Below are 17,869 nucleotides of genomic sequence, written 5' to 3'. Positions count from 1 at the left end.
ATGCGCGGTAGAAAATGGGTTCCAGCGCTGCTCGCGGCGCTCGCGTTTGCCTGGCCTCTGGTGGTGCCGGCGACGACGGCGGAGATCGAATCGGACGTGGTCGAGGCCACGCTGGAAAACGGCCTGACGGTCCTGGTGCTGGAGGACCGGCGAGCGCCTGTCGTGGCCAACATGGTCTGGTACCGCGTCGGCTCCGCCGACGAGCACAGCGGAATCACCGGAATTTCGCACATGCTGGAGCACATGATGTTCCGCGGCTCCGAGCAATACGAACCGGGTGAGTTCTCGCGCGTCATCTCGCGCCTGGGCGGCCGCGAGAATGCCTTTACCGGACGTGACTACACCGGCTATTTCCAGGTGATCGGGCGCGATCACTGGGAAACGGTAATGGCGATGGAGGCGGAACGCATGCAGCACCTCAAGCTGCAGGAAGACGAATTCCGCCCGGAATTGAACGTGGTCAAGGAGGAGCGCCGCCTGCGGGTCGAGGATCAGCCGAACGCCCTGCTGCGCGAGCAGATGATGGCCACGGCCTTCTTCAACCATCCCTACGGCAACCCGGTGATCGGCTGGATGAGTGACATCGAGGCCTACACCCTGGAGGACAACCAGGCGTGGTACGACCGCTACTACCACCCCAACAACGCGGTCGTCGTGGTGGTGGGCGATGTCGATGCCGAACGGGTGATCGCCGCGGCTCGCGAGCACTTCGGAGATATCCCGGCCGGGGAGCTGCCCGTGGCGAAGCCGCGTACCGAAACCCCGCAGCAGGGTGAGCGCCGGATCACCGTGGAGGCACGGGCGGAATTGCCCTATCTGATGATGGGCTGGAAGGCACCGGTGCTGAACACCGTGGACGATCCGGTGGATGCCTATGCGCTGCTGGTGGCTGCCGGGATCCTCGATTCCGGTGAGGCCTCGCGTTTCGCCCGCGAGATCGTGCGCGGTGCAGAGCTGGCCGGTGCAACCTCGGCCCGCTACAGCGCCTTCAGCCGGCTCGATGATTTGTTTCTGATCGCGGCGGTGCCCACGGCGGATACCGATATGGACACGCTGGAGGCCGCGCTGCTGGAACAGGTGGAGCGCCTGCAGGACGAACCGGTCAGCGCAAGCGAACTGGAACGGGTGCAGGCTCGGGTCATCGCGTCCGAGATTTACCAGCGCGACTCGGTGCGCTCGCAGGCCTTTCAACTGGGGATGCTGGAGACCGTCGGGGTTGGCTGGCGTGAGAGCGATCGTTTCGTGGAACGCGTGCGGGCGGTCACCGCCGAGGACGTGCAGCGCGTGGCAGGCGAATACCTGGTGCCGCAGCGGCGTACGGTTGCCATCCTCGACCCGCAGCCCCTGGATGGCGACGCCCCGCCCGAACCGGCCTCGGTGCAACCCCATGGTGACACCGCGGGGGGCATGTGATGACGGGAGGCAAGATGATGCGTGCGGGATGGCTGATGGCCCTGGTCTGGCTGCTGGCGCTGCCGGCCCAGGCGGTCGAGATCGAGGAATGGACAACCGACGCGGGCCTGCGGGTCCTCTATGTGGCGGCACCGGATCTGCCGATGGTCGATCTGCGTCTTACGTTCGACGGCGGCGCCGCGCGCGATGGCGACCAGCATGGCCTCGCTGCGCTGACCAGCAGTGCCCTGCGCCATGGCACGGAGACGATGGATTCGGACGCACTGGCCGAGCGCTTCGAATCGGTGGGTGCCCGGTTTAGCACCAATTCACTGCGCGACATGGCGATTGTCAGCCTGCGCAGCCTGACCGAGCCGGACTGGATGGAGACCGCGCTGGAGACCCTGACCGCCGTGCTGGCCGAACCTGCCTTTCCGGAGGCCGACTTCGAGCGTGCGCGGCGTCAGGCCTTGCAGGGCCTGCAGCGCGAGCGTCAGGACCCGGGCAGCGTCGCCAGTCGCCGCTTCTACGAGCTGATGTATGGTGATCACCCCTACGCCAACTGGCCGGGCGGCGAGCGCGCGACTCTGGAAGCCCTGCAGCCCGATGATGCGCGCGCCTTCTATCGGCGCCATTACACCTCAGGCAATGGTGCCCTCGCGATCACCGGTGGCCTGACGCGCGAGGAGGCCGAGGCGGTGGCCGACCGGATCTCCGCGGCGCTGCCGCAGGGCGCGGCGGCGGAGCCGCTGCCGGCCGTAGAGTCACGTGACGAGCCGGTGGAGGAGCGCATCGAGTTTCCCTCCGAGCAGGCCCATATCCTGATGGGCGCCCCGGCGCTGCGGCGTGGCGACGAGGATCATTACGCTTTGACACTCGCCAATCACGCCTTCGGGGGCGGCGGATTTACCTCGCGGCTGTTCCAGGAGATCCGCAGCGAACGTGGCCTGGCCTACTCGGTCAACAGTCGCCTGCAGCCGATGGCGGTGGAGGGGCCCTTCCGGATCGGGATGCAGACCGCCGTGGATCAGGCGGACGCGGCGGTTGTGGCGCTGCGCGAGGAGTTGGTGCGCTGGCATTCCGCGGGGATTGCTGCCGAGGAACTGGAGGCCTCGCGCGCGAACGTGGTCAACAGCTTCCCGCTGTCGCTGGCCTCAAACAGCGATATCGTCAGCCTGCTCGGGATGATGGCCTTCTACGACCTGCCGCTGGACTATCTGGAACGCTACATCGAGCGCATGGAGGCGGTGGAGCTGGATGACCTGAACGAGCGCCTGCGCGAGCGCATCCACCCGGATGCGATGGTCACGGTGATCGTGGGTGGGCAGGAGTAGGCGCGCCCCCGCCGGGCGCCCGGCGCGCATCCGCATCATCGGCGGCGCCTGGCGGCGGCGCTGGTTGCCGGTGCTGGCGGTGGGCGGGCTGCGACCCACCGCCGATGCCCTGCGCGAGACCTTGTTCAACTGGCTGCAGCCGCGATTGCCGGGGGCGCGGGTGCTCGACCTGTTTGCCGGTACCGGGGCGCTGGGCCTGGAGGCTGCTTCGCGCGGGGCGGATACGGTGTTGCTGATCGAGCGCGATGCCCGGGCGGTGGCGCAGCTCCGGGCCAACTGCGACACCCTCGGCGCCGAGCAGGTCCGCGTGCGCCGGGGCGATGCCCTGGGTGTGCTGGCGGACCCGCCACCGGAGGGCCGCCCGTATGATCTGGTGCTGGTGGACCCGCCGTTTCACAAGGGTCTGGTGATGCCGGTGCTGGCGGCTCTGCGGGCATCGGGCTGGTTGCACCCCGACAGCCGCGTGTATGTCGAGATCGAGGCCGAGGCCGATCTCGGTTGCCTGGTTGCAGATGGCTGGCAAGTGGAACGCGAACGTCAGGGCGGTCAGGCACGCGCCCTGTTGCTGGTGCAGGCCGGGTCCGACACCGCCGACTGATGCCGTCGCGCCGCGGCGACCCCTCGGCACCCCGCATGCCGTTGCTTTTGCAGGGGGGCGCGTCTTTGGGTACCGTGTCGGGGACCTGCCTATTGCGATAACGCCCAACGGGCGCTTCCCCGTGCGGCTTCCGGCACTAGAGCCGGAATCATTCCGCCCGGTCTTGCGCTTGCCACAAGAATAAAAGGGGAAAGCGAATGGATGATCCGTCCACTCCCGGTCTGACGCAAACTCGCCTTGGCGGCTTTGGCGTGATCTGCAGTCCGGTGTTCTATACCTCCACCGCGGTGATTGCGCTCTTCGTGCTGTTCGGGGCGATCTTCCCGGAACGGGCCGAGGCCATCTTCAATCAGTTGCAGACCGGCATCTCCGAGTACCTTGGCTGGTACTACATGCTGGTCGTCACGATCTTCCTGGTGTTCGCCCTGTATCTGATGTTCAGCCGGTACGGCAGCGTGCGCCTGGGGGATCAGTTCGAGACCCCGCGCTTCAGTTACACCGCGTGGTTCGCGATGCTGTTTTCCGCCGGCATGGGGATCGGGCTGCTGTTCTGGAGCATCGCCGAGCCGATGTATCACTATCTGGATCCGCCGCATGCGGCCGGCGAGACCAGCGCCGGGGCCACGGAGGCCATGCGCTATACCTTTTTCCACTGGGGGCTGCACGCCTGGGCGATCTACATCGTTGTGGCGCTGTCACTGGCGTACTACGCTTATCGCCATAACCTTCCGCTGCTGATCCGGTCCTCGCTGTATCCCTTCATCGGCGACCGGATCTACGGCCCCTGGGGGCACCTGGTGGATGTGCTGGCCCTGTTCGGGACCATGTTCGGGGTCGCGACCTCGCTGGGGCTCGGGGTCATGCAGATCAACGCCGGCCTGAACTTCGTGTTCGGGATCGAGGAATCCACCAACATGCAGATCATCCTGGTCGCGATCATCACTCTGATCGCGGTCGGGTCCGTCGCGCTGGGAATCGACAAGGGGATCAAGCGCCTGTCCAACTTCAATATCGGACTGGCAGTCATCCTGATCGCGTTGCTGCTGATCATCGGGCCGACCCTGTTCATCCTGCGCATGCTGGTCGAATCGACCGGTGTCTATGTGCAGAACCTGCCCGCGATGAGCCTGTGGGCCGACACCATTGACGAGACCGGATGGGCGACCGCCTGGACCATCTTCTACTGGGGCTGGTGGATCTCCTGGGCCCCGTATGTCGGCATGTTTATCGCCCGAGTCTCGCGCGGCCGTACCATCCGCGAGTTCGTCGCCGGTGTGTTGCTGGCCCCGACCGCTGCCGCCTTTGTCTGGCTGGCCGTGTTCGGTGGCACCGCGATGAGCTACGAGCTGGAGGGCGTGGTCGACCTGACCGGCGCGGTCTCCGAGAACGTGTCCACCGCCCTGTTCGTGACCATCGAGGCCCTGCCGCTCTGGGACTGGCTGGCCGTGGTCGTGATGGCGGCGGCGACCGTGCTGATTGTCACCTTCTTCGTGACTTCGTCGGACTCCGGTTCGCTGGTCATTGACACCCTGGCCTCGGGGGATGTGCGCAACCCGACCGTGACCCAGCGCGTGTACTGGGCCATCCTCGAGGGCGTGGTCGCATCCATCCTGCTGCTGGCTGGTGGTCTGGCTGCACTGCAGGCCGCGGCGATCAGTGTCGGCCTGCCGTTCTCCATCGTGATGCTGATCATGATGATTGGCCTCTGGAAGAGCCTGCAGGAGACCGAGGCGGTGACTCCGACCAAATACCAGAAGGAGGCGCCGCCTCCGCATACGCTGTTCGGGTATTCGGAGGATCTTGATGACAAGATCAGGTAGGGCGTGACGATGGCGGCGTCGCAAGTGGCGCTGCTGGGCTGCGGGCTCATGGGGCAACCCATGGGCCTGCGTCTTTTGCAGGCCGGCTTCCCGCTGGTGGCCTACAACCGTACGCCTGCGCGCGCCGCCGATCTGGCGGCGGAAGGCGTAGTGGTGCACAGCCGGCCCGACGCGGCCGTGGCCGCAGCCGACATCATCCTGTTGATGCTGAGCGATGCCGCCGCCATCGACGCGGTGCTGGACGAACTTCCCCCCGGAGGGCTGGCCGGGCGCTGCGTGATTCAGATGGCGACCATCCTGCCGGCCGAGAGTCGCGCGCTGGCGCAGCGTATCCGTGCGGCCGGGGCCTGCTATCTGGAAGCCCCGGTGCTGGGATCGATCCCGGAGGCGCGCGACGGTCGCCTGCTGATCATGGCGGGTGCCGACAGCGCAGCCGATTTTGCCCGGGCCGAGCCCGTGCTGGCGGCCCTGGGGGAACAGCCGCGGCATGTCGGCGCGGTGGGGCAGGGGGCGGCCCTGAAGCTGGCGTTCAATCAGCTGATTGCCAGTCTTACGGCGGCCTTTTCCCTGAGCCTGGGGCTGGTGCGGCGTGAGGGTGTGCCGGTGGATACCTTCATGGAGATCCTGCGCGCCAGTGCCCTGTATGCGCCCACCTTCGACAAGAAACTGGGCAAGATGCTTGGCGGCGATTTTGGTGTGGCCAATTTCCCGGTCAAGCACCTGCTGAAGGATGTGCGTCTGACCGAACGCGCCGTCGAGGATGCCGACCTGTCCGCGCCCTGGCTGCCTCTGCTGGCGGGATTGCTGGAGCAGACGGCTACCCAGGGGCTGGCCGATGCGGACTATTCGGCTGTGTATACCGCGATTGCCCCGGAATGCCCCGGCACGCGAGAAGATGCCGACTGACTCACGCCTCTGCCCCGGCGTTGGCTGCCCCCCCCCTGGCCGGGGAACCCCTGACCTGATTCGCAACGAGCGTCCGCCAGTGGCGGGGTCTGTTCGGGGCGTGCATGGCCAGCCCCCTCTTCGTCATCCCGGCCGTAGCGCAGCGCCGGGATCTCCACACGCCGGTCCGGCCCGAACGTGCGGGTACCTCAGCCCATGGCGATTCCGGATCACCGCTGCGTGGTCTCCGGGATGGCGAAGCAGGGGGCGGAGGAACCGTCCGGGCGCTTCCCCGCGTGGGTTTTATGCACAGCTCAGGTTGGTGCAGGAGAGGATGCGGTCGGGGCCTTCGGGGTGTTCGGGGCGGGACTTCCGAGCAATAAAAGTTTCTTTAAAGTCAGTGTTGTGTGTATATTTTTGGCGCGTTGGGGCCAAGTGGGGAGCGCTTTCTTCCCTTGGCTCGGAGGCAAAGTCAACAATTCGTCCACAAAGTTATCCACAGGTTGCGCGGTGGGTAAAACCCCGCTCTTATTCAGGCAGTTGTCGCACAATCCTGAAAGGGGTTCTGCACAATGGTCTGCAACCGGGCCTTGCGTTTGGTCGTGTGGCCGGACTATGCTATCGGACTTTTCGCCAGAACCTGCGTGAGCCGATCATGAAAGCCGACATCCATCCGAACTATCACGAAGTCAAGGTCATCTGCAGCTGCGGCGCGCAGTTCCAGACGCGTTCCACGCTCTCTGATCAGGAGATGCACCTGGACGTGTGTTCGCAGTGCCACCCGTTCTACACCGGCAAGCAGAAGATCGTTGATACCGCCGGCCAGGTCGACAAGTTTAATCGCCGCTTCGCGTTCTGAAGCCGCGGCGCGCCGGATGGCGCGCGACGCGACGGGACGCGTGACCGCTGCGGCGGGCCGGGTCCGACTCGACGAGGGCGTCCTGCGGGGCGCCCTCGTCTGCGTTCTGGGGGGCGCTCTGGCGTTTCTGGCCGCAACCGCGCGGGGCGGATGCGACCTGGTCGAGCAGGATGCGCGCGGCCTGCAGGAGGTTCGGGTCGCGGCCGTGCAGGGCGTGGATGTCCTGCAGCTGCGCGACGGGCGCAGTGTTCGGTTGCCGGGCCTGGCGCTGGCTGCGCCGCTCCCGGGAACGGCAACCGTGGCCCGTCCGCTGCGACCGCACGCGGGGTTGCGCGCGGCGCTGGAACAACGGCTGGATGCCGCCGACGGGCGTCTGACGCTGCGACCGGGGTGGCCGGCCCGGGATGCAGCGGGGCGTCTGCGCATGCATGCGTGGTTGCCCGATGGCTCGCTTCTGGCGGCCGAACTGATTGCGGCCGGCGCCGCGATGGCGCGTCCGGGGCCGGAACCCGATCCGCTGGATGCCTGTTTTGACGCCGCCGAGGCCGCGGCGCGGGACGCCAGCCGGGGGCTGTGGCTGGAGCGTCCGGCAACCCTGCCGGTTGCGGCGCTGGAGCGGCGCAGCCCTGCGTGGCAGCCGGGACTTCTGCGCCTTCAGGGTGAGGTGGTCGCGGTGCGCGCGACGGAACGTCACTGGGTGCTGGAACTGGAGGGGCCGCTGGATGCTCTGATCAGGCAGGCCGATCGCGAACACTGGCGCGATTTCGAGCCGGCCCTGGAACCCGCGAATCTGGTTGGCGAATCGGTCATTCTGCGAGGCCAGGTGTATGCTTGGCGAGATCGACTCCGGGTGCGCATACGGCATCCCCTCGATCTTGAGGTGGTGGATTAGCGAGGTGCTGAAATAATGCGATCAATTCCCAATTCATGGCGGGTGATCCGGAGTCGTCTCGGGTCCTTGCTCCTGACGCTGGTTATTGCGGGCGGCCTCGCGGTGGCGATCCCCGGCTGCACGACCAACCCGGTGACCGGGCGCTCACAGTTGATGCTGGTCTCCGAGAGCCAGGCGATCAGTGCCTCGCGTACTGCCTACGTGGAGATGCTGGAACCGGCACGGGAGGAAGGCCGGATCAATGCCGATCCCGAGATGACCGCGCGCGTGCATGGCATTACCGAAAAGGTCGTCGCCCAGGCCGTGAAGTACCGTGCGGAGACGGCGGACTGGGACTGGGAGATCGTGGTCATCGAGGCCCCGGATACCGTCAACGCCTTCGCGATGGCGGGCGGCAAGATGGCGATCTATTCGGGCATCATCGAACAGCTGGAGCTGACCGATGACGAACTGGCCCAGATCATCGGGCACGAGATTGCCCACGCGCTGTCGGCCCATACGGCAGAGAAGATGTCGGTGGCGCTGGCCAGCAACATGGCGGTTGCCGGCTACGCCATGACGGGGGATCGTTCGCAGATTGCCCTGACCGGGGCAGCGCTGGGCGCGGCGCTGGCCTTGCAGCTGCCGCACAGTCGCGCGATGGAGGCGGAGGCCGACGAGATCGGCATGGAGCTGGCGGCCCGCGCGGGTTACAACCCCGACGCCGCGGCGAGCCTGTGGCGCAAGATGGCGGCCCAGTCCAACGGGCGCCACCCGGTCTTCCTCAGCACCCACCCGGCGCCGGAATCGCGCCAGCGTGACCTCACCCGCATGGCCGACCGCTTCCGGCCGCTGTACGAGGAGGCGCGCAACCGCCGCGTCCCCACGCACCCGGTCAACTGACGGATCTGTCCCGTCGCCCGGACTCGCGCCGGGCGGCACGCCGTTTATCTGTTCCCGATCGAAAAAAGGCCCCGCTACATCATGTCCAAGGATTTCACCCAGCGCGCGCTGGATTACCACGAGCAGCAGCCGGCCGGGAAGCTGGCCATCCATATCACCAAACCTACTGCCACGCAGGAAGACCTGTCGCTGGCCTATTCTCCGGGTGTCGCGGCTCCGGTACGGGCCATCGCCGAAGACCCGGAGGCCGCTTATCGCTATACCGGAAAGGGCAACCTGGTTGCGGTTATCACTGACGGCACCGCTGTCCTGGGTCTGGGCAATACGGGGGCGCTGGCTTCCAAGCCGGTGATGGAGGGCAAGGGGGTGCTGTTCAAGGCCTTCGCCAATATCGACGTATTCGACATCGAGGTGGATGCGCCGCAGCCGGAGGACTTCATCAACACCGTTGCGCGCATTGCGGGTGGTTTCGGTGGTATCAACCTTGAGGACATCGCGGCGCCACACTGTTTCGAGATCGAGCGCCGCCTGTCCGAGCGACTCGACATCCCGGTTTTCCATGATGACCAGCACGGGACTGCGATCATCACCGCGGCCGGCCTGGTCAATGCGCTGGAGATCCAGGGCAAGACGCTCAGTGAGGCGAAGATCGTCTGCGTCGGGGCGGGCGCTGCCGGGATCGCCTCCATGCAGTTGCTGGTCCGTCTGGGGGCGGCCAAGAAAAACCTGTACATGGTGGATCGCAAGGGCGTGATCCACAGCCAGCGCGACGACCTGAACGAGTACAAGCAGATCTTCGCGGTGGACACCGAGGCGCGCAGTCTGGCCGATGCCTGCCGTGACGCCGATGTCTTTATCGGGCTGTCCGGTCCGGACCTGCTGACCCCGGAGATGCTGCAGTCCATGGCCCCGAAGCCCGTGGTCTTCGCGCTGTCCAACCCGGACCCGGAGATTCGGCCGGAACTGGCGCACGCGACCCGCGATGACCTGATCATGGCCACCGGGCGCTCGGACTACCCGAACCAGGTGAACAACGTGCTCGGCTTCCCGTTCATCTTCCGCGGCGCGCTGGATGTGCGCGCGCGACGCATTAATGACGAGATGCTGGTGGCCGCGGTTCATGCCCTGGCCGGACTGGCCCGCGAGCCCGTGCCGCAGGCGGTGCTGGAGGCCTACGGTCTGGAGAGCCTGGAGTTCGGCCCGAACTATATCCTGCCGACTCCGTTTGATCCGCGCCTGATCGACACCGTGCCGGAGGCGATTCGACAGGCCGCCCGTGACAGCGGGGTCGCCCGCCTGTAAGCCACTGGTCGGCGACCCACCCGAGGAGGTACAGCGCATGCAGAAAATCGCCATTATCGGCGCCGGACGCGTCGGAGAATCCACCGCCCAGTTCCTCGCACGGCGCGACGTCGCTCGCGAGATCGCCCTGCTGGACGTGCGCGAGGGGGCGGCCGCGGGGGCCGCCCTGGATATCCAGGAGACCGCGCCGCTGCTGCGCTTCGATACCCGGCTGAGCGGCAGCCACGAGGCCTCGGTGATCGCGGGTGCCGAGCTGGTGATTGTTACCGCCGGCCTGCCGCGCAAGCCCGGCATGTCGCGTTCGGATGTGCTGGACGCGAACGTGGAGATCCTTGACCGGATCCTGCAGGACGTCCTGGTCCACGCCCCGCAGAGCCGCATCCTGGTGGTGTCCAACCCGGTGGATGTGCTGACCTATCGTGCCTGGCAAAAGACGGGCTGGAGCCGGGACCGCGTGTTCGGGCAGGCCGGGGTGCTGGACACCTCGCGGATGGCCGCCTTCATCGCGCTGGAGACCGGATTGTCGACCCACGACATCCAGGCCCTGGTGCTGGGCGGTCATGGCGATGCGATGGTCCCGATGCTGCGCTATTCCTCGGTCAATGGCGTGCCCCTGGACCAGTTCATGGATCAGGCCACGCTGGATTCCATCGTGGAGCGCACCCGCCACGGCGGGGCCGAGATCCTGGCCCTGAAGCAGACCTCCAGTGCCTACGGGGCCCCGGCCGCGGCCATCGCCGAGATGGTCGAGGCGATCGCGCTGGATCGCCGCCGCGTATTGCCCACCGTCGCCCTGCTGGACGGCGAGTACGGCGAGCGCGATGTCGCCATGGGGGTGCCCTGTATCCTGGGGCAGGGCGGCATGGAGCGCGCCATCGAACTGGAGCTGAATGCGGAGGAGCGCGCCGCCTTCGACCAGTCCATCGCCGGGGTGCGGAAGGACCTTGCGCGTCTCGCCTGAATCCCGGTTGCCGACGCTGACCCTGGTCGACAGCAGCATCTTCGTGTTTCGCGCCTGGTTTGCCCGCGGTCTGGATCCGGATCCGCAGGGCCGCCCCGGGGGTGCCCTGCACGGCCTGGTGCATTCGTTGTGTCAGTGGTTGCCGGCCTGCGCGCCCGGGCCCGTGGCGTTCTGCTTTGATACCGGGCTGCGCCAGGGCTTTCGTCACCGCATCGATCCGGCCTACAAGGCCCATCGTCCGCCGGCGCCGCCCGAGTTGCGCGAGCAGTTCGAACGGATCCGCGTGCTTCTGGGGCGGCTCGGCTTCACGACCCTGGCGGACCCGGAGTACGAGGCGGACGACCTGATCGCCAGCCTGGCGCGATCCGGGCGCGAGGCCGGTTATCGCATTGATGTGAAGAGTGCCGACAAGGATCTGGCCCAGGTCATCCTCGGGTCCGCGGACCGGCTGCATGACCCGGAACGCGGCCCCGACCTGGATCGGCGCGCGATCGAGAAACGCTTCCGCATCCGCCCGGAGCAGGTCGCCGACATGCTGGCGCTGGCCGGGGACGCCAGCGACAACATCCCGGGGATCGATGGCGTGGGCCCGAAGAGCGCCGCGCGCATCCTGCGCCGGCTGCATGACCTGGAGACCGTGCTGGCAGACCCGACGGCGGTGGCCCGCTGTAATATCCGTCGCGCCCCGGTGATCGCCACGGCCATCGCCGGAGCGGCCGATCGCCTGCGCCGCGCGCGCCGCCTGACCGGTCTTGCGGACCGTATCCCGGACCTTCCGCCGACGGGGCAGTTGCGCCCCCGGGGGCCCGAGCCGGAGGCGCCTGTCTGGCTGCGGGAGCTGGGGGTGGCCCCCGATTATCACGCGCCGCTGCTGGCCGCCGCCAATGCCTGGCCGCGGGCCGACACGAGACAGACTGCATGAACCGTAACCGCATATTGGCCGCAATCCTGATCCTGACGGCACTGTTGCTGCCGGCGGCCGTACAGGCCCACCCGCACGCCTGGATCGACCTGCGCATCGACTTCCAACGTGATGCAGACGGGCAGCTTACGCACATGCTGCACCACTGGCGCTTCGATCCGACCTACGGACAGTACCTGTACGACGACGCCCAGGAACACCAGCCCGGTGAGACCCCGGAGGCGCGTCTGCAGGCGCTGGCGGACGAGATCCTCGACAACCTCGACGAATATCGCTGGTACAGCCACCTGCAGGTGGAGGACGAGCGCGTCGACCTCGCCGCGGCCATGGAGCCGCGCATGACGATGGAGGACGACGGGTTGCTGCATTTCCGTTTCCGGCTGCAGTTGCAGACCCCGGTGGACCCGGCCGCCGAGCCGCTGGAGTACAAGGTCTACGATCCGACATATTTCATCGAGATCCTGCACCAGGAGCCCCACGGCACGCGCATTGTCGATGCGGCCGGGCTTGCCGACGCAACCTGCCGGGCCCGGCTCGATCGCCCGCGCCCGGACCCCGCGATGGTGGCGCGCGCACTGGCGCTGGACTACGGTGCCAGCGTCGATTACGACCTCGGCCGCTACTTTGCCGAGCGCGTCACCCTGCGTTGCGACTGACACGCCGTTCATGGCCCGGATCGTCCTGTTCCACAAGCCCTGGGGTGTGCTGCCGCAGTTCACCGACCCCGAGGGACGACCGACGCTGGCCGACTACATCCAGATCCCCGGCGTCTACCCGGCTGGCCGTCTCGACCGCGACAGCGAGGGGCTGATGGTCCTGACTGACGACGGGCGCCTGAACGCCCGTCTGACGCAGCCACGGCACAAGACCAGCAAGACCTACTGGGTTCAGGTCGAGGGCGCGCCCGAGGAGGGCGCGCTGGAGGCCCTGCGCAAGGGGGTGGAGTTGAAGGATGGCCTGACGCGGCCCGCCCGGGTGGAACGCATGGACCCGCCGGATATCCCGGAGCGCGATCCGCCGGTGCGTTTTCGCCGCCATATCCCGACCCGCTGGCTGGCGATCACCCTGCGCGAGGGTCGCAATCGTCAGGTGCGGCGCATGACCGCGGCGGTGGGGCATCCGACCCTGCGCCTGGTGCGTTACCGTGTCGGCTCCTGGACTCTGGACGGTCTCGTGCGCGGCGAGGCCCGCCTGCTAGAGGCCACCTGAGGCGGGCGGAGTCAGTGCCCCTCCGCGACAAAGCACCCTGTCATGGCACGGTGCGTGAATTGCCCGGGCAGTCAGGCGAAACTGTTGCCTTTGCGTTGCGTCATGCGGGTAGCTGGCGGATGATGGAGAGCCATTAATGCGAGGGTCGGGCATGCGCCTTTCCGGGATTCCATTCGTCGCGCTGGCGTGCCTGTTGCTGGCCGTGTGGCTGGCACCTCCGGTTCTTGCCGCTGAGGATGACCGCTACGGGTTCGAGCGCAGCCTGTTCCTGTTGGCCGAGCGTGCGCTCAACCGCGGTGACATGACAGCCTACCGAGCCGCCCGCAGCACCCTGTCCGGGTACCCGTTGACGCCCTACCTGGACTATCGCGAGCTGGCACGCAACCTCAGTCGTGCCGATCCCGATGCGGTCCGCGAGTTCGTGCGTGGGCACCCCGATACGCCGTTGTCCGGGCGCCTGTACAGCAGCTATCTGAATCACCTCGCGGACGAGAAGCAGTGGTCACGCTACCTCGAGTTCATGGATGCGGACCGCCCGCTATCGGTGACCCAGGACTGTCACCGGCGCCAGGCCCTGCTGGAGACCGGCGAGCGCGAGGCTGCTCTTGAGGGCATGGAATCGATCTGGTTGCACGGGCAGTCCCGGCCTTCCGCCTGCGACGTCGCCCTGGATGCCTGGCGCGATGCCGACCGCCTGACGGATGCCCTTGCATGGGATCGTTTTGCCCTGGCAATGGAGGCCGGGCAGAGCGGCCTGGCACGGTATCTGCGCCGCTATCTGGCGGCGGACGATCGCCCCTGGGCGGAGCGCTGGCTGCGGCTGGCCGGTCAGCCGGCACGAGTGGCGGAGGTCGACTTCGGTGCCGGGGATCATCAGGCCGCCGAGACCATGCTGGAACAGGCGTTTATCCGCTGGGTGCCCCAGGATCTGGATGCCGCATTGGCGGCCTGGGAGCAGCGTGGCGAGCGCCTGGAACTGGGGACGGAAGCGGCCGCGCGCATACAGCATGCGCTGGCCCTGCGGCTGGCGTTGCGCTACCGCCCCGAGACGCTGGATTTCATGGCGGAGCTGGATGCAGATGTCTTCGATACCCAGCTGCGCCAGTGGCAGGTGCGGGCTGCGCTCTACGAGGGTGCGTGGGACACGGTCCTGGATGCAATCCGCGCGATGGATGGCGAGGTGCGCAGAGAGGGCGCCTGGCAATACTGGTTTGCGCGCGCCCTTGAGCAGACCGATTCCCGGGAGGCGGCCCGGAGCTTCTACGAGCGTGCCGCGCGCGAACGCAATTTCTACGGCTTTCTCGCCGCCGATCGCCTGGGCCAGCCGTACCGGATTGGTCACGAGTCGCTGCTGATTGATGATGCGCGGCGCGCGGAGATTCGGGGGCATGCCGGCATGCAGCGCATGCGCGAGCTGGTGCGCCTGGATCGTAACGCCGAGGCGCGGCGTGAGTGGACCCATGCGGTGGCCACCATGGATGCGGACGAGCTGGCGGCGGCGGCGCGCACCTTTGCCGACTGGGGCTGGCACGATCGCGCGATCTTCACGGCCGCTCGGGCGCGCGTCTGGGATGACATCGAATTGCGTTTTCCCCTCGCCTTTGACGACCTGATCGTTGGCGGAGCCCGCGAGCAGGCCATCGACCCCGCCTGGGCCATGGCCATCGCGCGCCAGGAGAGTGCCTTTCTCCATGATGTGCGCTCCGGCGCTGGGGCCCTCGGGGTCATGCAGGTGATGCCGGCAACCGGCCGTTCCATCGCCACGGCCGCCGGGGTTCGGGTGAATTCGGACTGGGATATCCTCGACCCGGCGACCAACGCCCGTCTCGGGACCTATTATCTGCGGCGCAACCTGGACCGCTTCGGCGGACACAGCCTGCTGTCCACCGCGGCCTACAACGCCGGGGCCCACCGCGTACGTTCCTGGTTGCCGGATGACCGGACGCTGGACCCGGACATCTGGGCGGAACTGATCCCGTTCTCGGAGACCCGCGACTACGTGCGCCGGGTCTTTGCCTATCGCATCCTGTACGCGGTGCGTCTGGGGCAGGAGCCACCGTCACTGTCGACCCTGCTGTACCCGGTGACGCCAGAGGACCGTCTTGCCGCCAGCCGCGAGCAGCACCTGGCGAACCTGCAGGGACCGCAGGGCATCGCCCTGAGCCATGCCTTCTGTGATGCCCCGGGCTACACGGACAACGACTGCTGACTACCCCCCGGCGTCACCCCATCAGGCATCCTTCTTCCCTGTCCCGCCTGCTTGTGAATTGCTTTTGACCCGATCCTTCTGCGGGGGCTTCGTGGTGTGCGCACAGGCACCGGTCAGCCGCGGATGATGTCCTCGCGCATGCGGCTGGCGATGCCGTTGGCCAGTTGCTGCCATTCGGCGGCGAGCGGGGCTTCCAGGTGTTCTTCCGTGGTGGCCTTGAAGTGGCGCATCCAGACGGCGAGATCGGCCTCGGTCAGCTGGAGCGGTGCATGTTTGCCGACCATGTCGATGGTCGGGGGCTGTTCCAGGCGGCCGCCCAGATTCATGTACCAGAAGTCGGCGATCCGGTTCACGTGCTCCGGGAAGTCCTGGATCCGCTCGAAGTGCTGGCCGATGTCCGGATCGGCTGACAGGCGGCGGTAGAAGTCGTCGATCACCGCGCGGATGCGCTCGGTGCCGATCTTGTCGCAAAGGGGTTCGAGCTTGCGAAAGGCCATGCAGGTCTCCTGACGAATCCTGCGGCAGTCGGTACCCTGCACAGCTCGCAGAGCAACCCGGATGCCGAGGATGAACCGATTCGATTCAGCGGGCCCCGATGCCGTGACGGCGGCGGTGGCCCAGTGCATTGCCGACCATACCGGAACGCCGTTCGAGCCGACAGGAAGCCAGACCTGTTCCGGGGGCTCCATCAACCAGGCACAGCGCCTGACCGGGACTGACGGCCGCGAGTTCTTCGTGAAGCTCAGTGGCGCGGGCGGCGCCGCGATGTTTGCGGCCGAGGCGCGCGGGCTGGAGGAGCTGGCCCGCTGTGAACAACTCAAGATCCCCGCAGTGGTGGGGGCGGGCTCTGCCGGTGGCACCCACTTTCTGGTGATGGAGGCCCTCGCGCTGGGCGGACGCCGTGATGGCGCAGCCCTGGGCTACGGGGTCGCCGACATGCACCGGAAGACGCGAACGCGTTTTGGCCTGGAGCACGACAATTTCATCGGCAGCACGCCGCAGTCGAATGCCGAGCACGACGACTGGGTTTCGTTTTACCGTGACGAACGGCTCGGTTTTCAGCGTCGGCTTGCGCGCGAGCGTGGGGCCGCGGGCTCGCTGTTGGGGGTGCTGGAAGAACTGGAGGCCTCGCTGGCCGGGTTCTTTAGCGACTACCGCCCCGAACCGTCGCTGCTGCACGGCGACCTGTGGAGCGGGAACTGGGGATTTCTGACCGATGGACGGGCCACGATCTTCGACCCGGCGGTGTACTACGGCGACCGCGAGGCCGATCTGGCGATGATGGAACTGTTCGGTCACCCCGGTCAGGACTTCCTGACCGCCTACGCGGAGATCCTGCCGATCGACCCCGGTTATGGTGTGCGGCGCACGCTCTACAACCTCTACCACATCCTCAACCACGACCACCTGTTCGGCGGCGGCTATGCGGCGCAGGCGGAGCGCATGACTCGTCAGCTACTGGCCGAATTGCGCTGATGGCTCGCCCCGAGGCTTGCGAAGAAGGTCAAGGGCGATTCACAGGAAGGCTTGAAGGTCGGAAGGCGGCCGATGGGTTGCCGGGCGGGGCCGCCGGGGCGCCTGCGCCAGGGCGTGTCTGTCTGCAGCGGCCGCTTGCAATGAATGCGGTCTGTCGGCCCCGCCCGGCAAGCCGTCGCCGACAGTCCCGGCTGCAACGGCAAGGGAGATAGCGGGGGCTATGCCCCGCGCCACCCATGCCGGATGCCTTCTGACTCCCCGGCGTCCTGTGAAGCGCCCTTTTTTGTCCTTCGTGGTGGATTTTTCAGCGGCCGAGTTCGCGCGAGCGCTCGGCGGCGGCCGTCATCGCGCGGCGCATCAGTTCGCGCAGGTCGCCTTCCTCCAGCACCTGCAGGGCGCGTTCGGTGGTGCCGCCGGGGGATGTCACGCGGTGGCGCAATTCGGCGGCGCTCTCGTCGCTCTCCGCCGCCAGCCGGGTGGCGCCGGCCAGGGTGCCGAGGGTCAGCTCCAGGGCGGTATCTGCCGGCAGGCCCAGGGACTGCGCCGCCTCCTGCATGGCCTCGATCATCAGGAAGACGTAGGCGGGGCCACTGCCGGAGGTCGCGGTGACCGCGTGCATCTGCTCCTCGTCCTCCACCCAGATGGCGCGCCCGGCCGCTTCCAGCAGGCGGGTGGCCGTGGTGCGGTCCGCGGGGCTGGCCGTGGCGGCGGCATACAGGCCAGTGACGCCGGCGCCCACCAGTGCCGGGGTGTTCGGCATCGCACGGATCAGGCGTGTGGATGCGCCCAGCCAGTCCGATAGCTGGCGGGTGGTGATGCCGGCCGCCACGGAGATCACCAGGGGCTGCCCGCGTTCGATCGCGGCGCGCAGCACGGGGGCCAGGTCGGGCAGCGTCTGCGGCTTGACTGCGAGCACCAGGGTGGCGCAGGTGGCTGCAAGCGCCTCGGCCTCCGCGCTGGCGAGGCCCGCATAGCGCCCCTGCAGGTCGCGCACGCGTTCCGCGTTCTTGTCGGCGATGGCGATGCGGCTGGCGGCGTGGCCGGACTGGATGAGCCCCTGGATCAGGGCTTCACCCATGTTGCCGGCTCCGATGAAGCCGATCTCGTATCGATGCTCGGTCATATGGA

General features: G+C 67.4%; 17 protein-coding genes. 15 read left to right on the top strand and 2 right to left on the bottom strand.

Annotated features, from left to right (window positions below; translation table 11 throughout):
* The 14 genes from G332_RS0101030 to G332_RS0100965 all read left to right on the top strand — a co-directional run bounded on the left by G332_RS0101030 (window position 1) and on the right by G332_RS0100965 (window position 15,265).
* Window positions 1-1,413 (top strand): pitrilysin family protein, encoded by a 1,413-nt coding sequence (locus G332_RS0101030; RefSeq protein ID WP_019625137.1) that lies wholly within the window; start codon window positions 1-3, stop codon window positions 1,411-1,413.
* Between the two features lie 14 nt (window positions 1,414-1,427).
* A complete protein-coding gene (locus G332_RS0101025) occupies window positions 1,428-2,726 on the top strand; it encodes a pitrilysin family protein (RefSeq protein ID WP_019625136.1) in 1,299 nt (432 codons plus the stop codon).
* Complete coding sequence (rsmD, locus tag G332_RS0101020; RefSeq protein ID WP_019625135.1) at window positions 2,713-3,324, top strand: 16S rRNA (guanine(966)-N(2))-methyltransferase RsmD; 612 nt, start codon at window positions 2,713-2,715, stop codon at window positions 3,322-3,324. Before G332_RS0101025 ends, rsmD begins: the two co-directional genes overlap by 14 nt.
* Window positions 3,325-3,521: 197 nt before the next feature.
* Window positions 3,522-5,144, top strand: coding sequence for a BCCT family transporter (locus G332_RS0101015; RefSeq protein WP_019625134.1), 1,623 nt, complete (start codon window positions 3,522-3,524; stop codon window positions 5,142-5,144).
* A 9-nt stretch (window positions 5,145-5,153) separates the two neighbouring features.
* Window positions 5,154-6,050, top strand: a complete 897-nt coding sequence (locus tag G332_RS0101010) for an NAD(P)-dependent oxidoreductase (protein ID WP_019625133.1) — start codon at window positions 5,154-5,156, stop codon at window positions 6,048-6,050.
* Between the two features lie 634 nt (window positions 6,051-6,684).
* Window positions 6,685-6,888 carry a 50S ribosomal protein L31 gene (gene rpmE, locus G332_RS0101005; protein ID WP_019625132.1) on the top strand — a complete coding sequence of 68 codons (204 nt, stop codon included), beginning with the start codon at window positions 6,685-6,687 and terminating at the stop codon, window positions 6,886-6,888.
* 16 nt (window positions 6,889-6,904) lie between these two features.
* The gene (locus tag G332_RS0101000) at window positions 6,905-7,780 is read left to right on the top strand and encodes a hypothetical protein (protein WP_019625131.1); all 876 of its coding nucleotides are present in this window, start codon (window positions 6,905-6,907) and stop codon (window positions 7,778-7,780) included.
* A gap of 15 nt (window positions 7,781-7,795) precedes the next feature.
* Window positions 7,796-8,662 (top strand): M48 family metallopeptidase, encoded by an 867-nt coding sequence (locus tag G332_RS0100995; protein WP_026340492.1) that lies wholly within the window; start codon window positions 7,796-7,798, stop codon window positions 8,660-8,662.
* A gap of 81 nt (window positions 8,663-8,743) precedes the next feature.
* A complete protein-coding gene (locus G332_RS0100990) occupies window positions 8,744-9,964 on the top strand; it encodes a malic enzyme-like NAD(P)-binding protein (protein ID WP_019625129.1) in 1,221 nt (406 codons plus the stop codon).
* A gap of 37 nt (window positions 9,965-10,001) precedes the next feature.
* Window positions 10,002-10,925 carry a malate dehydrogenase gene (gene mdh, locus G332_RS0100985; protein ID WP_019625128.1) on the top strand — a complete coding sequence of 308 codons (924 nt, stop codon included), beginning with the start codon at window positions 10,002-10,004 and terminating at the stop codon, window positions 10,923-10,925.
* The gene (locus G332_RS0100980) at window positions 10,909-11,847 is read left to right on the top strand and encodes a 5'-3' exonuclease H3TH domain-containing protein (protein WP_369699367.1); all 939 of its coding nucleotides are present in this window, start codon (window positions 10,909-10,911) and stop codon (window positions 11,845-11,847) included. Before mdh ends, G332_RS0100980 begins: the two co-directional genes overlap by 17 nt.
* Entirely contained in the window at window positions 11,844-12,503 is a 660-nt protein-coding gene (locus tag G332_RS0100975) for a DUF1007 family protein (RefSeq protein WP_019625126.1), read from the top strand. The genes G332_RS0100980 and G332_RS0100975 overlap by 4 nt, the downstream gene beginning before the upstream one ends.
* A gap of 10 nt (window positions 12,504-12,513) precedes the next feature.
* Complete coding sequence (locus G332_RS0100970) at window positions 12,514-13,056, top strand: pseudouridine synthase (protein WP_019625125.1); 543 nt, start codon at window positions 12,514-12,516, stop codon at window positions 13,054-13,056.
* Window positions 13,057-13,207: 151 nt separating this feature from the next.
* On the top strand, window positions 13,208-15,265 hold the full coding sequence (locus G332_RS0100965; protein WP_019625124.1) for a transglycosylase SLT domain-containing protein: 2,058 nt from the start codon (window positions 13,208-13,210) through the stop codon (window positions 15,263-15,265).
* A gap of 113 nt (window positions 15,266-15,378) precedes the next feature.
* Here the strand turns inward: G332_RS0100965 and G332_RS0100960 are convergent, their stop codons facing one another.
* Window positions 15,379-15,762: a group III truncated hemoglobin gene (locus G332_RS0100960; RefSeq protein WP_019625123.1), complete on the bottom strand. Its 384-nt coding sequence runs from the start codon at window positions 15,760-15,762 to the stop codon at window positions 15,379-15,381.
* A 70-nt stretch (window positions 15,763-15,832) separates the two neighbouring features.
* Between G332_RS0100960 and G332_RS0100955 the strand changes: the two genes are divergently transcribed.
* Window positions 15,833-16,741: a fructosamine kinase family protein gene (locus G332_RS0100955; RefSeq protein WP_019625122.1), complete on the top strand. Its 909-nt coding sequence runs from the start codon at window positions 15,833-15,835 to the stop codon at window positions 16,739-16,741.
* A gap of 304 nt (window positions 16,742-17,045) precedes the next feature.
* Here G332_RS0100955 and proC read toward each other — a convergent pair whose 3' ends face one another.
* Window positions 17,046-17,864, bottom strand: coding sequence for a pyrroline-5-carboxylate reductase (proC, locus tag G332_RS0100950; protein WP_019625121.1), 819 nt, complete (start codon window positions 17,862-17,864; stop codon window positions 17,046-17,048).
* Between the last annotated feature and the right edge of the window lie 5 nt (window positions 17,865-17,869).

The sequence above is a fragment of the Thioalkalivibrio sp. ALJT genome, assembly GCF_000381825.1.
In the GTDB taxonomy this organism is placed as follows: Bacteria; Pseudomonadota; Gammaproteobacteria; order Ectothiorhodospirales; family Ectothiorhodospiraceae; genus Thioalkalivibrio.
This window is presented reverse-complemented; position numbering and strand designations above follow the sequence as displayed.

Excerpts from the sequence above, each read along its gene's own strand:
- G332_RS0101000 (WP_019625131.1), top strand. The coding sequence starts at position 6,905 with ATGGCGCGCGACGCGACGGGACGCGTGACCGCTGCGGCGGGCCGGGTC.
- G332_RS0101010 (WP_019625133.1), top strand. The coding sequence starts at position 5,154 with ATGGCGGCGTCGCAAGTGGCGCTGCTGGGCTGCGGGCTCATGGGGCAA.
- G332_RS0101025 (WP_019625136.1), top strand. The coding sequence starts at position 1,428 with ATGATGCGTGCGGGATGGCTGATGGCCCTGGTCTGGCTGCTGGCGCTG.
- G332_RS0100965 (WP_019625124.1), top strand. The coding sequence starts at position 13,208 with ATGCGCCTTTCCGGGATTCCATTCGTCGCGCTGGCGTGCCTGTTGCTG.
- G332_RS0100970 (WP_019625125.1), top strand. The coding sequence starts at position 12,514 with ATGGCCCGGATCGTCCTGTTCCACAAGCCCTGGGGTGTGCTGCCGCAG.
- G332_RS0100995 (WP_026340492.1), top strand. The coding sequence starts at position 7,796 with ATGCGATCAATTCCCAATTCATGGCGGGTGATCCGGAGTCGTCTCGGG.
- G332_RS0100975 (WP_019625126.1), top strand. The coding sequence starts at position 11,844 with ATGAACCGTAACCGCATATTGGCCGCAATCCTGATCCTGACGGCACTG.
- G332_RS0101015 (WP_019625134.1), top strand. The coding sequence starts at position 3,522 with ATGGATGATCCGTCCACTCCCGGTCTGACGCAAACTCGCCTTGGCGGC.
- proC (WP_019625121.1), bottom strand. The coding sequence starts at position 17,864 with ATGACCGAGCATCGATACGAGATCGGCTTCATCGGAGCCGGCAACATG.
- mdh (WP_019625128.1), top strand. The coding sequence starts at position 10,002 with ATGCAGAAAATCGCCATTATCGGCGCCGGACGCGTCGGAGAATCCACC.
- G332_RS0100960 (WP_019625123.1), bottom strand. The coding sequence starts at position 15,762 with ATGGCCTTTCGCAAGCTCGAACCCCTTTGCGACAAGATCGGCACCGAG.
- G332_RS0100955 (WP_019625122.1), top strand. The coding sequence starts at position 15,833 with ATGAACCGATTCGATTCAGCGGGCCCCGATGCCGTGACGGCGGCGGTG.
- G332_RS0101030 (WP_019625137.1), top strand. The coding sequence starts at position 1 with ATGCGCGGTAGAAAATGGGTTCCAGCGCTGCTCGCGGCGCTCGCGTTT.
- rpmE (WP_019625132.1), top strand. The coding sequence starts at position 6,685 with ATGAAAGCCGACATCCATCCGAACTATCACGAAGTCAAGGTCATCTGC.
- G332_RS0100990 (WP_019625129.1), top strand. The coding sequence starts at position 8,744 with ATGTCCAAGGATTTCACCCAGCGCGCGCTGGATTACCACGAGCAGCAG.